This window comes from Kitasatospora sp. NPDC041988, from assembly GCF_055588525.1.
Window position 1 is genome coordinate 170000 of the sequence record NZ_JBVJCO010000013.1, and the last position, 11145, is coordinate 181144.

At 75.1% G+C, this 11145-nt stretch carries 13 protein-coding genes; 7 read left to right on the forward strand and 6 right to left on the reverse strand.

Annotated features, from left to right (window positions below; genetic code table 11):
• The first annotated feature begins 244 nt into the window (after positions 1-244).
• Both ACZ6NC_RS16070 and ACZ6NC_RS16075 read left to right on the forward strand, forming a co-directional pair.
• Complete coding sequence (locus ACZ6NC_RS16070; RefSeq protein WP_465733059.1) at positions 245-1495, forward strand: serine hydrolase domain-containing protein; 1251 nt, start codon at positions 245-247, stop codon at positions 1493-1495.
• An 88-nt stretch (positions 1496-1583) separates the two neighbouring features.
• Positions 1584-2546, forward strand: a complete 963-nt coding sequence (locus ACZ6NC_RS16075) for a sigma-70 family RNA polymerase sigma factor (protein ID WP_465733061.1) — start codon at positions 1584-1586, stop codon at positions 2544-2546.
• On the opposite strand, the gene ACZ6NC_RS16080 is transcribed toward ACZ6NC_RS16075, so the two are convergent.
• Positions 2457-2762: an STAS domain-containing protein gene (locus tag ACZ6NC_RS16080; RefSeq protein WP_465733063.1), complete on the reverse strand. Its 306-nt coding sequence runs from the start codon at positions 2760-2762 to the stop codon at positions 2457-2459. The genes ACZ6NC_RS16075 and ACZ6NC_RS16080 overlap by 90 nt on opposite strands.
• A gap of 125 nt (positions 2763-2887) precedes the next feature.
• Here ACZ6NC_RS16080 and ACZ6NC_RS16085 point away from each other — a divergent pair, with 125 nt between their 5' ends.
• Positions 2888-3379 (forward strand): NUDIX domain-containing protein, encoded by a 492-nt coding sequence (locus tag ACZ6NC_RS16085; RefSeq protein WP_465733065.1) that lies wholly within the window; start codon positions 2888-2890, stop codon positions 3377-3379.
• Positions 3380-3425: 46 nt separating this feature from the next.
• On the opposite strand, the gene ACZ6NC_RS16090 is transcribed toward ACZ6NC_RS16085, so the two are convergent.
• The 3 genes from ACZ6NC_RS16090 to ACZ6NC_RS16100 form a co-directional block, all read right to left on the reverse strand.
• The gene (locus ACZ6NC_RS16090) at positions 3426-4175 is read right to left on the reverse strand and encodes a Clp protease N-terminal domain-containing protein (RefSeq protein WP_465733067.1); all 750 of its coding nucleotides are present in this window, start codon (positions 4173-4175) and stop codon (positions 3426-3428) included.
• 92 nt (positions 4176-4267) lie between these two features.
• Positions 4268-4975 carry a class I SAM-dependent DNA methyltransferase gene (locus tag ACZ6NC_RS16095; protein WP_465733069.1) on the reverse strand — a complete coding sequence of 236 codons (708 nt, stop codon included), beginning with the start codon at positions 4973-4975 and terminating at the stop codon, positions 4268-4270.
• Positions 4976-5058: 83 nt separating this feature from the next.
• A complete protein-coding gene (locus tag ACZ6NC_RS16100; RefSeq protein ID WP_465733071.1) occupies positions 5059-5505 on the reverse strand; it encodes a GNAT family N-acetyltransferase in 447 nt (148 codons plus the stop codon).
• 66 nt (positions 5506-5571) lie between these two features.
• Between ACZ6NC_RS16100 and ACZ6NC_RS16105 the strand changes: the two genes are divergently transcribed.
• Positions 5572-6144, forward strand: a complete 573-nt coding sequence (locus tag ACZ6NC_RS16105; RefSeq protein WP_465733073.1) for a GNAT family N-acetyltransferase — start codon at positions 5572-5574, stop codon at positions 6142-6144.
• Between the two features lie 17 nt (positions 6145-6161).
• Here the strand turns inward: ACZ6NC_RS16105 and ACZ6NC_RS16110 are convergent, their stop codons facing one another.
• Positions 6162-6899 carry a tyrosine-protein phosphatase gene (locus ACZ6NC_RS16110; RefSeq protein ID WP_465733075.1) on the reverse strand — a complete coding sequence of 246 codons (738 nt, stop codon included), beginning with the start codon at positions 6897-6899 and terminating at the stop codon, positions 6162-6164.
• A 160-nt stretch (positions 6900-7059) separates the two neighbouring features.
• Positions 7060-7785 carry a VC0807 family protein gene (locus tag ACZ6NC_RS16115; protein WP_465733077.1) on the reverse strand — a complete coding sequence of 242 codons (726 nt, stop codon included), beginning with the start codon at positions 7783-7785 and terminating at the stop codon, positions 7060-7062.
• 486 nt (positions 7786-8271) lie between these two features.
• On the opposite strand from ACZ6NC_RS16115, the gene ACZ6NC_RS16120 reads away from it, so the two are divergent.
• The 3 genes from ACZ6NC_RS16120 to ACZ6NC_RS16130 all read left to right on the forward strand — a co-directional run bounded on the left by ACZ6NC_RS16120 (position 8272) and on the right by ACZ6NC_RS16130 (position 10987).
• Positions 8272-9111 (forward strand): RNA polymerase sigma factor, encoded by an 840-nt coding sequence (locus ACZ6NC_RS16120; protein ID WP_465733079.1) that lies wholly within the window; start codon positions 8272-8274, stop codon positions 9109-9111.
• Positions 9108-10106, forward strand: a complete 999-nt coding sequence (locus ACZ6NC_RS16125) for a hypothetical protein (protein ID WP_465733081.1) — start codon at positions 9108-9110, stop codon at positions 10104-10106. The genes ACZ6NC_RS16120 and ACZ6NC_RS16125 overlap by 4 nt, the downstream gene beginning before the upstream one ends.
• A gap of 287 nt (positions 10107-10393) precedes the next feature.
• Complete coding sequence (locus ACZ6NC_RS16130) at positions 10394-10987, forward strand: hypothetical protein (RefSeq protein ID WP_465733083.1); 594 nt, start codon at positions 10394-10396, stop codon at positions 10985-10987.
• Positions 10988-11145 lie beyond the last annotated feature (158 nt).

Consider the following 11145-nt stretch of genomic DNA (forward strand, 5'->3'; position numbering starts at 1 on the left):
ATCCCCTCTCCTCTCCGCCCTTCTCCCCTCCCCCCCCCCCCCCCCCCCCCCCCCTTCTCTCCCCCCCCCCCCCCCCCCCCCCCCCCCCCCCCCCCCCCGCCCGGGTGCCGGCCCCGGGATCCCTCGGGGTCGGCTCCGGGCCGCCTGGGGGGCCGTCCCGGATGGCCGCCGCACCGAACTCCAACAGACTCGTTCCCGGAAAGAGCACGAGCCGCCGGACGAGCCACAGTTGGAGACCAGCCCGATGAACACCGCTCAGCGCAACCGTCGTTGGACCACCCTCGCCGTCTCCGGCGCCCTGCTGGCCGCCGTCGCCGCCGGTGCCGCGACGCCGGCCCTGGCCGCCGACCGGACGGCGGGCAGCGCGAGTTCGGCCGACGCCGCCGTCCGCCTGGCCGGTCCGCTCGACCGTGAGGCGCTGGCGAAGACGCTGGCCGGCCTGCCGGACGACGGCATCACCGGCGCGCTGGTCCGGGTCGACGGCCGCGGCGGCCGGTGGGCCGGCACGGCGGGTGACGTCCCGGCGGACGCCCGGTTCCGGATCGGCAGCATCTCCAAGGTCTTCACCGCCACCGTGGTGCTCCAGCTCGCCGCCGAGCGGAAGCTCGACCTGGACGGCACCGTCCAGCAGTACCTGCCCGGACTCCTTCCGGCGTCCTACCCGCCGGTCACCGTCGGCCAGTTGCTCGACCACACCAGCGGTCTGCCGGGCGGCGGCGGCCTCACCTCCGGGGACGGCACCGAGAGCTGGTTCGCCGCGCACAAGGCCGACTCCTGGACGCCCGCCCAGGTGGTCGCGGACGCCGTCAAGCAGCCGATGGGCTTCGCGCCGGGCACCGCGCAGCAGTACAACGGCATCAACACGTTCGTCGCCGGGATGGTGGTCGAGAAGGTCACCGGCCACACCTTCGCCCGGGAGGTGCAGACCCGGATCGCCCGCCCGCTCGGCCTGCGCGACACCGTTGTCCCGGACCGCGACGACCTCGCCCTGACCGGTCCGCACGCGCGGGTCTCCCTGGACGTCGGCGGCCAGGCGGGCCCCCGGCAGCTGGTGGACGTCACCGAGCAGAGCCCCTGGCCGTGGGCGGAGGGCGGCATGATCTCCTCCGCCGCCGACCTGGACCGGTTCATGACCGCTCTGCTCCGCGGCCGGCTGCTGCCGCCCGCCCAGCAGGCCGAGCTGTTCGACGTCCCGGACGTGCCCAACTACCGCAACAAGAACTGCGAGGTCGGCCCGACCGCCGGTCACGCCTGCTTCTCCAAGGGCCTGATGAGCGCCACCCTGCCCAACGGCGTCGTGGTCTGGGGCAAGACCGGCTCCCGCCCCGGCTACACCAGCGGCGTCTTCGCCACCAAGGACCTCAGCCGCAAGGTGGTCTACTCGATCAACCCGACCGGCATCTCGGGTGCCGAGTTCCCCAGGGTGTGGGAGATCGTGACCACCTCCTTCGGCTCCGGCCAGAAGTACGGGGACCAGCCGAAGCAGGGCCGCTGATGCTCCTGTCGGCTGTCGGTGGGCTGCGGTACGTTCGTGCCGATCACTGGCGGTGTGGCAGAGACGGGGGAACGCGATGGCCGGGCCGATGACGGAGGAGCCGGTCGAGCTCCAGCTGGAGCGCTACCGGACGGAGCTGACCGGCTACTGCTACCGCATGCTCGGCTCGGTCTTCGAGGCCGAGGACGCGGTGCAGGAGACGATGATCCGCGCCTGGCGCGGCCACCGGGGCTTCGAGGGCCGGGCGGCGCTGCGCTCCTGGCTGTACCGCATCGCCACCAACGTCTGCCTGGACGCGCTGAACGGCCGCAACGGCCGGGCCCGTCCGATGGACCTGGCCGGCCCGTCCACCGTGGCCACCGCGACGGGCAACCAGCTGCCCGAGGTGACCTGGATCGGCCCGGCGCCGGACGGCCGGATCCTGCCCGAGACGGGGGACCCGGCCGAGGTGGCCGCTCAACGCGACTCGGTGCGGCTGGCGTTCGTCGCCGTGCTCCAGCGGCTGGCGCCCCGGCAGCGGGCGGTGCTGATCCTGCGCGAGGTGCTCGGCTGGAAGGCCGCCGAGGTCGCCGAACTGCTCGGCGTCACCGTGGCATCCGTCAACAGCGCGCTCCAGCGGGCGCGCTCGGTGCTCGCCGGGGACGCCGCGGTGACCCGTCCGGCGCCCGTGCTGGACGAGGACCACCGGGCGCTGCTGTCCCGCTACGTCTCGGCCTTCGAGGCGTACGACATGGACGGCCTGGCGGCGCTGCTGCACGAGGACGTCACGCTCAACATGCCGCCGTACGAGCTGTGGCTGACCGGGCACGCCGACATCCGCGAGTGGATGCTCGGCCCGGGCCACGGCTGCCGGGGCTCGCGGCTGGTCCCGGTGGAGGCCAACGGCAGCCCGGCCTTCGGGCAGTACCGGCCGAGCCCGGCGGGCGGCCACGAGCCGTGGGCGCTGATCGTGCTGGAGGTGTCAGGGGGCCGGATCACCGGGCTCACCAACTTCCTCGACACCGATGTGCTCTTCCCGCTGTTCGGCCTCCCGCCACGGCTGGACGGGTAGTCCGGGCTCGACCGGCAGCACGCCGGCCAGGCCGGTGAGGGCGAGCAACTCCCGCAGGGGGCTGCTCGCGTTCGTCAGTACCACCCGGACGCCGTGCCGGGCGGCCGCGAGCCGGAGCCGGGCGAGGGCGTCGACGACGGCCAGGTCGGGGGCGGTGAGGGCGCCGACGTCGCAGGTCAGCGGTGGCTCGAACGGGGTCTCTCGGTCGGTGTTCACAGACCTTGGACCGGCGCGGTGGGCGTGGCTCATCGGCCCGCCGGGAGATTCCCGGAAGAATTTCCGGCGGGAGCGATGGGTGGCAGAGTGGGCGCCAGTTGCCCCTGCTCCGGAGGAGGACCCTGGTGTCGGCCGAGCCGTTGAAGTCCAAGGAAGAGTGGCTGGCGTCCCTGCCGCGGATCTACGCGGCCGCCGGGTGCGTGCTGCGGGACGCGTCGGGGCGGATTCTGATCGTGAAGGCAGGCTACCGGGAGCACTGGCAGTTCCCGGGCGGAACGATCGACCTCGGTGAGGGGCCGGCCGAGTGCGCCGCGCGGGAACTGACCGAGGAGACCGGGCTGGTGCGCCCGGCCGGTGACCTGCTGGCGATCTCCTGGACCCACCCCTCCGCCGAACTCGACCACCCGGCCGAGCACTTCCTCTTCGACTTCGGCACCGTCCCGGACGGCACCCCCGTGACCGTCCCGGCCGGTGAACTGGACGACCACCGCTGGGCGGGCGACGAGGAGGCGCTCGAACTGCTCGGCCCGGCACGGTCCCTGCGGCTGCGGGCGGCGATGGAGGCGGCCGCCGACGGGCGGGTGCGGATCATCACCACCCACGTGTCCGGCTTCTGACGACAGGCCCGTGCCCCCGGGCTGGCCGGGGACCCGGGCGAGTCGTTCAGCCCTGCTCGGTGGCGCGCGCCGCGATGAACGCCGCGACGGCCTCCGAGGTGAAGGTCTCCGTCTCGGCCTTGTCCACGCCGAGGTCGGCGAGCGGGCCCGCACCGTTCTCCTGCTCCAGCAGCGCCAGCAGGATGTGTTCGGTTCCGACGTAGTTGTGCCCCAGCTTGAGCGCCTCGCGGAAGGTCAGCTCCAGCACCTTCTTGCCGTCGGCGTCGTACGGGATCAGCCCGGGCGCCTCGCCGGAGGCGGCGGGCAGAGTGGCGGTGACCGCCGCCCGGACGGCGTCCGGGGTGATGCCCTGGGCGGCCAGCGCCCGGACGGCCAGGCCTTCCGGTTCGGCGAGCAGGCCGAGCAGGAGGTGCCCGGTGCCGATCTCGGCGTTGCCGGCCCGGCGGGCCTCCTCCTGCGATTCCATCACCACGTGCCGGGCCCGGGGGGTGAACCGGCTGAAGCCCTGGCTGGGGTCGAGGTCGGAGGGCGTACCCGGGTCCTTGGGGACGAAGCGCTTCTGGGCGGCCTGCTTGCTGACGCCCATGCTGCGGCCGATGTCGGTCCAGGAGGCGCCGGAGCGGCGGGCCTGGTCGACGAAGTGGCCGATCAGGTGGTCGGCGAGGTCGTCGAGGTGGTCGGCGGCGATGACCGCGTCGGAGAGCTGGTCGAGCGCGTCGCTGTGGACCTTCTTGATCGCGTCGATCAGGTCGTCGAGGCGCAGCGGAGTGGTCTGGGGCACGATGGGGTTCTCCATGCGTCAACCGTAGGTTGTCGACCCGAGGGTCGTCAACCACCGGTTGACGATGTTCCGAGTTGTGTTCCGCGCCGTGCCGCCCGGCCCTTCCGCTAGGCCTTCTTCTCCCAGACGTATGCGGCCGAGACCGGGTGGCTGCGGTACTTCTCCCACTTGGGCTTCAGTGCGATCCAGGCGTCGTCCACCACCGCCTCGGCCATCTCCACCAGCGTCCAGCCGGCCGCCAGCCCGGCCGACAGGTGGTCGGAGACCAGGTGGACGTGGGTGGTGATGGCGATGTCGTCCCCGGTCGACCCGGTGAAGTGGGTCGGCATGCCGGCCGCCATGATGAAGTACGGGTGCAGGCCGACCAGCACGAAGCGGCCGCCCGGGCGGGCCAGCCGGAAGGCCTCGCGGTAGAGCGGGCCGAGGTCGGCCAGGTGCTCGTCGATCAGCGAGGAGATCGCCAGGTCGTAGCCGCCGCCCGGCAGCCCGGTCGAGGCGACGTCCGCCTCGGTGAGGCTGTCGTGAACGGCCTTCTTCTCGGCGGCCGCCAGCATCTCGGGGGTGAGGTCCACGCCGTCCAGCACCAGGCCCTCGGCGGCTTTCGCGCGGAGCCAGGCGCCCGTCCGGCCGGTGCCGCAGCCGAGGTCGGCCGCGCGGGCGACCTCGGCCCAGGCGGGGACGGTGAGCCGGTCCAGCACGGCGAGGTCCATGGCGTCCTCGACGGTGCGCTCGTAGGTCTCCACCCACTGGGCGTAGCCGGTACGGACGTCCACGGTCGGGTAGTTGCGGGTATCGAAGTCGGAGAAGTCCACCATGATCGGAAGTATTGCCCGGGGCGGCGGGCGCCCGCGATCGATTATCGCCGCGACGCTGTTCCGACGGACAGTCAACTCATGGCTCAGAGAGCGAGCTTGAACCCGTCGTGACTGCGCTCGAAGCCGAGCGAGGCGTAGAAGCGGTGTGCCTCGGTGCGGCGCTTGTTGCTGGTCAGCTGGACCAGCGTGCAGCCGCGGTCGCGGGCCCGCCCGACGGCCAGGGTCAGCAGCTCGCGCCCGAGGCCGGCACCCCGGCGGTCGGCGCGCACCCGGACGGCCTCGACCAGCGCGCGCTCCTCGCCGTGCCGGCCGAGCCCGGGGATGTAGGTGAGCTGGAGGCAGCCCAGCACCGTACCGTCGCCCTCGTCCAGGACCATCAGCTCGTTGCGGGCGTCCTCCTCCACGGCGGCGAAGGCGCGGGCGTAGGCTTCGTCGACCTGCACGGTGGCGGGGTCGATCACGCGCTCCTCGTCGGCGAGCAGGGCGATGACGGCGGGCAGGTCCCGGCGGGTGGCGGTACGGAAGATCACGCCCGGAGTCTGCCAGACCGGCTCCGGTCCGCCGGGCCGGAGCCGACGAGCGTTGCGAGGAGGAGCGTGCGGATACTCACCGCGCCGGAGGCCGAGGTGCCCGGCGAACTCAAGCTCCAGGTGGCCGCGTTGCAGGACCAGGCCTGGCCCGGCCCGCCGGCGCCGTCCGCCGAGCCGGTGCACGACCCGGCGCTGCGCCCGGTGTCGATGCTGCTGCTGGACGGCGACCGGGTGGTGGCCGCGCTCGACGTGCTCTCGAAGGAGCTGGCCCACGCCGGGCGGACGTTCGCGGCGAGCGGGCTGAGCGCGGTGGTCACCGACCGGGCCCGGCGCGGTCGCGGGCACGGCCGGCGGCTGGTGGCGGCCGCCCGCGCCGCCGTCGCGCAGAGCGGCGCCGATCTGGGGCTCTTCACCTGCGACCGCGAACTCCGCGGCTTCTACGAGGGCGCGGGCTGGGAGCTGCTGCCGGGCGCGGTGCTGGTCGGCGGGACGGCCGAGGAGCCGTTCCCGAGCGATCGGGCGGGCTTCGACAAGGTCACCATGGCCGGCTTCTTCACCGCCCGCGCCGCCCGGCACCGCGCGGACTTCGCGGGCTGCCGGATAGCGCTGCACCCGGGCGACATCGACCGGCTCTGGTGACCGGCTCTGGTGGCCGGCTACGAGTGCAGCAGCCGGGCGCGGACGGCGGCGAGGTCGGCCGGGTCGACGCCGGCGGCGAGCAGGTAGCCGGCCGGGTCGAAGCCGTCGAGGGTGGCGTGCAGGGCGGCCTCGGCGGTGGTGCCGGCCTCGGCGAGCACCGCGTCGATCCGCAGGTGCTGGTCCGGCAGGCCGAGCATTCCGTACAGCGGGCGCACGTTGGGCGCGCTGAGCAGGTAGTCGGCGACGATCTCCGAGGGCTCGACGCTCGCGAGGGCGAGCAGCAGCAGGGCGGCGAGGCCGGTGCGGTCACGGCCGGCGCCGCAGTGCACGACCAGCCCGCCGGGGCGGGCGCCGGCGATGGTGGTGACCAGTTCGGCGGCGGCGTGCGCGCAGTGGTCCAGGTAGGGGCGGAGCGCGAGCGGGGTGCCGTCCAGCCTCCCGTACGTCTCCCACCAGGCGGAGCCGGCCAGTTCGTCCAGTGGGACGCGGATCAGCTCGACGTCGTCGGGGAGGGGTAGGAGCGGCTTGTACTCCTCGATGTTGCGCAGGTCGACGACGGTGCGTATGCCGTGGTCGAGGAGGGCGTCCCAGCCTTCGGCGGTCAGGCGGTCCAGGTTGTCGGCCCGGACGATCGCGCGGTGGGCGGTCCGGGCGCCGTCGGTGGTGCGGAGGCCGCCGAGGTCGCGGACGTTGAGGCAGCCGTCCCAGACCAGCGTGCGGGCCTCGGTGGTGGTCAGCGTGTGCGTCCGGCTCATCAGGATCCCCGTTTCTCGCCGGGGGTCCGTTACCCCCTCGTTATAAGAGGACTATCGGGATGGTCGGATGGTTCCTGAGCTGTGCGACCAGGCGTCAGCAGGCTTCCCGTCAGGGGCGTTCCGCGTGCGGCCGGCGGTCGGTGGGTCTCCAGGCGGTGGGTCAGCAGGCGGTGGGCTCGGCGGCCTCGGTGCGGACCAGCTTCTCCATCGGGTCGGCGGCGGTGTGGCCGAGCATCGCGCCGGCGATGATCGCGCCGATCAGGAAGACCGTGGAGAGCCAGGCCATGGTCGACACCGGCAGGGTGAAGGCGCCGACCACGCGGGCCACGCACTCGGTCAGCAGGGCGGCGCCCCAGATCCCCGAGAAGAGCCGCTCGTAGCGGCGGAACGCGCGGGAGCCGGCCGCCCGGCCCTCGGCCAGCCGCTGCCACGCGGCGGAGCGGGCCCGGTCGCCCTTGGTCAGGAAGGGCATCAGCATCGGCGACATCAGCGGCCGGCCGATCAGCGCGGAGAAGAGGATCGCCAGCGCGAGGCCGCCGCTGAGCGCGCCGTCCTTGGCGAGCATCAGCCGGGCGTCGCCGGTGACGGTGGTGAGCGCCAGGCCCACGACGTTGACGCCGAGCATCATCGACGCCCACAGGTTGAGCTTCCGCTCGCTGACCAGGCCGATGACGGTCCGGACGGCCGGGACGGCGCCGCTCCAGGCGAGGGCGGCGAACTCGCTCATGCCGAACGCGGAGTGCAGCAGGTAGTAGCCGGCCAGCGGGGCGGCGACGTCCAGGGCGAGCGGGCGGAGGCCGGCGGCGACCGGGTTCGGCGCCTTGGCGCCCTCCTGGGTGGCGGCGGTGGTGGCGGTGGCGGCGCGGGCGCTGATGGTCTGGCTCATGGTGGGTTCCTCCCCGGACTGGCTGCTCGGCCCGCGGGCCGGTGCCCGCGTCGTGCCTCCAGTTTTCCGGGCCGACCCTCCGCCGGAGCAGTGTCGTCCGTTGCGGGATCCGCATGACAGTTGTCACGGTGCGCGTCATGACAGCGCCGCCGGACTGCGCGTTCACCCGTCGTCCGGGTCGAAGGACCAGGGCTCGCGGCCGAGCGTGTCCCGGCGGCGCGCCGCGTGGGAGCGGTCGTCCCGTGCCGCGAGGAAGGGGCGAGTCCGGCGGGGTCGGACGGAACTGCTTCGCCCACATACAACCTGGGCGGGAGAAGCCCGGCCGGGCTGTGGGCGAGGCCGGCGAGCCGCGGGACCTTGGACCCGGCGGGGTGCCGCCCTTGGTCCGGACCTGCCGGTGGCCCAGGGCGGTGACGGCCTGGAACGGTCTCGTCACGGGGCGCCGCAGCCGCCCGGGCGAATCGGACCCGGTCGCCCGCATGGCGCATGATGTGGCGGGTGCAGAGTGCAGATCGCCCCGGAGCGGGCACCGACAGCGCCGTCGGCCGGTCCGGACCGGCACCGACGTCGGGCCCCCCGCCCGGCCCCCCGTCCGCCCCGCCCCCGGGGACCGCTCCCGCCGACCTGTCGGCGGCGGTGAGGGCCGCGCAGGACGGGGACGAGGAGGCGTTCCGGCTGCTGTTCCGCAGCGTGCAGCCGGGCCTGCTCCGCTACCTCCGGGTGCTGGTGGGCGGCCGCCCCGAGGACGCCCAGGACGCCGAGGACATCGCCTCCGAGGCCTGGCTGCAGATCGCCCGCGACCTGCGCACCTTCTCCGGCGACGGGGACGGCTTCCGCGGCTGGGCCGCCACCATCGCCCGCAACCGCGCGCTGGACCACCTGCGCGCCCGGCGCCGCCGCCCCGTCGCCGACCTGCCGTTCGAGTACCTCTCCGAGCTGGCCGCCGGCGACGACACGGCCGGCGCGGCGCTGGCCTCCGTCGGCACGGCGGACGCGCTGGCGCTGATCTCCCGGCTGCCCCGCGATCAGGCCGAGGCGGTGCTGCTGCGGGTGGTGATGGAGCTGGACGCGGAGAGTGCCGCGCGGGTGCTCGGCAAGCGGTCCGGCAGCGTGCGGATGGCCGCGCACCGGGGGCTACGCCGGCTGGCCAAGGTGCTGGAGCAGTCCGTTGCGGCGGGCGCGGGGATTCCGGCGCAGCAGCCGCCGGCCGGGTCGACCGGGCAGCCGACCCGACCGGCGGAGGGGCAGGTCGGAAGGGACGAGAAAAAAATTCCTCCGCAGGGTGTGACAGAACGCCGGGCCGCGACGCTGAAGGACATGAGATGAGCACCAACCGATCCCGTCGGATCGACCACGACACGGCCGAGCAGCTGCTCGGCGGCGCCGTGGGCGGACCGTCGGCCGGGCAGGACGCCTCGCTCACCGGACCGGACGCCGGCACGGGGGTCGCCCACGTGCTGGCCGCCGCGGCCGCCCCCGCGGCGGCGGGCGAACTGGCCGGGGAGGAGGCCGCCCTGGCCGCGTTCCGGGAGGCCCGTCTCGCGCCTGTTCCTGCCGTACCCGCCGCACCCGCACCCGTCCGGAGACGATCGATGGCAACCGCCGCGCTGGCCAGGGCCTTCAGCACGAAGGCTGTCGCCGTCGTGCTCGGCGCCACGGCGCTCGGCGGTGTGGCGGTCGCGGCCGGCACGGGCAACCTGCCGTCCGCGCTCGGCGGCGGGTCGGGAGGGCTGGACCGCTCGCCGGTCCCGTCCGTCGTCGGCACGTCCGCCGGTGCGGGGACGGGCTCCGGCACGGCGGGCGCCTCGGCGGGGCGGCACCCCACCGGTGGCGCCTCGACCGCCGGTGGTCCCGCCTCGGACGGTCCGTCCACCGGTGCGTCGCCCGCCGCGGGCTCGTCCGCCGGTCCGGGGAAGCCCTCGGTGCCGGGGGCCTCGTCCCCCGCGGAGACCCGGGGCGGTCAGGTCCAGGCCGCGGTGGTCACCCTCTGCCGAGGGTTCACCGACCGGACGGGCAAGGGCGAGCGCCCGCGCCTGCTGGTCGCGGACCCGCAGTTCGGCGCGCTGGTCGCGGCGGCCGGCGGTCCGGACAAGGTGGAGGACTACTGCGGGGAGGTGCTCCGGCGCTTGAGCGACGACGACCGCCAGAGCACCACCCCGAAGCCCCGCAGCAGCGACGGCGACGGCGACGGGAAGAGCGGTGGTACCGGCACCAAGGGCAGCGCAAGCCCCCCGGCGCTGCCCGCCGTGCCGACGCTCCCCGACGTCCGCCCGAAGCCGGACCGCACCGACAAGTCCGCCGACCCCACAGCCAAGAGGTAACCCCAAGAACTCCGGGTGGGCGGCGAGCGAATCCCCCCGGGCTCGCCGCCCACCCGGACCGGACCACCCGCTCCACCCGGCAGTACCAGCACCACTCGCACCACCCGAAGACTCCGGGTGGCCGGTCGGCTCCCCCGTGCCAACCGTCCGCCCGGCCGGCCCCGGCCGGACCGGCAGGCGCACCCCGGACGCGCCACCGGCCCGGCCGGGACCAACCCCGTCGGCCCGCCCGCCCGCAGTCGGGCGGGCCGCACCCCCGCACCACCAGACCAGACCTGGACCCGACCGTGACCGTCACCTTGCACGACCACGAGCCGGCGGCCGGGGATCCGCTGCCCGGTTCCCCGGCCGCCTTTTCTTCCCCAGAGGCCGCCGAGACCACCGCCCCGGTGTTCGTGGACTCCTCCGGCCGCCGCCAGCGGCGGGTCCGCCGGCTCGGCCTGCTGCTGGCCGTCCCGGCCGCCGGTTACCTGGCGCTGCTGGCCAGCACGGTGCTCGGCGGCCCGACCGTCAGCGCGCCGTTCCTGCCGCTGCCACCCGGGCCGAGCGCCGCCGCGCCCGCACCGGCCGACCCGACGCCGGCCCCGGTACCGGAGATCACCGGCACGCCCGGGCCGGACAGCGTGCAGCCCGGGACGGCGCGGCCGACGGCGGCCGACCACCGCACGGCCGTCCCGGTGGCGGCCACCCCGCGGCCGACCACCCCGGAGGCGGAACCGTCCACGTCGCCGCCCGCCTCCGCCACGCCGGGCGGCAACGGCGCCGGCAACGGGGGCGGCAGCGCCGGGGGAGCCACCCCCGGTCACGGCCGCCCCACCGACGCGCCGGGCAACTCCGGCAACGCGGGCGGCAAGTCCGGCAAGCCCTCACCGACGCCCTGACAGCGGACTCCGGACGCCCGCCGTGGCCTGGGGGGGGGGGGGGGGGGGGGGGGGGGGGGGGGAGGGGGGGGGAAGGGGGGGGGGGGGGGGGGGGGAGGGGTTCCGTGTCGATGGCGGCGGGTACGAGGTCTCCGCCCACCTCCCGCGCTCCGGTGCCC

Bases quoted from the DNA above. Each gene is read 5' to 3' on its own strand.
- ACZ6NC_RS16075 (WP_465733061.1), top strand. From the start codon at position 1,584: ATGACGGAGGAGCCGGTCGAGCTCCAGCTGGAGCGCTACCGGACGGAG.
- ACZ6NC_RS16110 (WP_465733075.1), bottom strand. From the start codon at position 6,899: ATGAGCCGGACGCACACGCTGACCACCACCGAGGCCCGCACGCTGGTC.
- ACZ6NC_RS16090 (WP_465733067.1), bottom strand. From the start codon at position 4,175: ATGGAGAACCCCATCGTGCCCCAGACCACTCCGCTGCGCCTCGACGAC.
- ACZ6NC_RS16115 (WP_465733077.1), bottom strand. From the start codon at position 7,785: ATGAGCCAGACCATCAGCGCCCGCGCCGCCACCGCCACCACCGCCGCC.
- ACZ6NC_RS16125 (WP_465733081.1), top strand. From the start codon at position 9,108: ATGAGCACCAACCGATCCCGTCGGATCGACCACGACACGGCCGAGCAG.
- ACZ6NC_RS16120 (WP_465733079.1), top strand. From the start codon at position 8,272: ATGATGTGGCGGGTGCAGAGTGCAGATCGCCCCGGAGCGGGCACCGAC.
- ACZ6NC_RS16095 (WP_465733069.1), bottom strand. From the start codon at position 4,975: ATGGTGGACTTCTCCGACTTCGATACCCGCAACTACCCGACCGTGGAC.
- ACZ6NC_RS16070 (WP_465733059.1), top strand. From the start codon at position 245: ATGAACACCGCTCAGCGCAACCGTCGTTGGACCACCCTCGCCGTCTCC.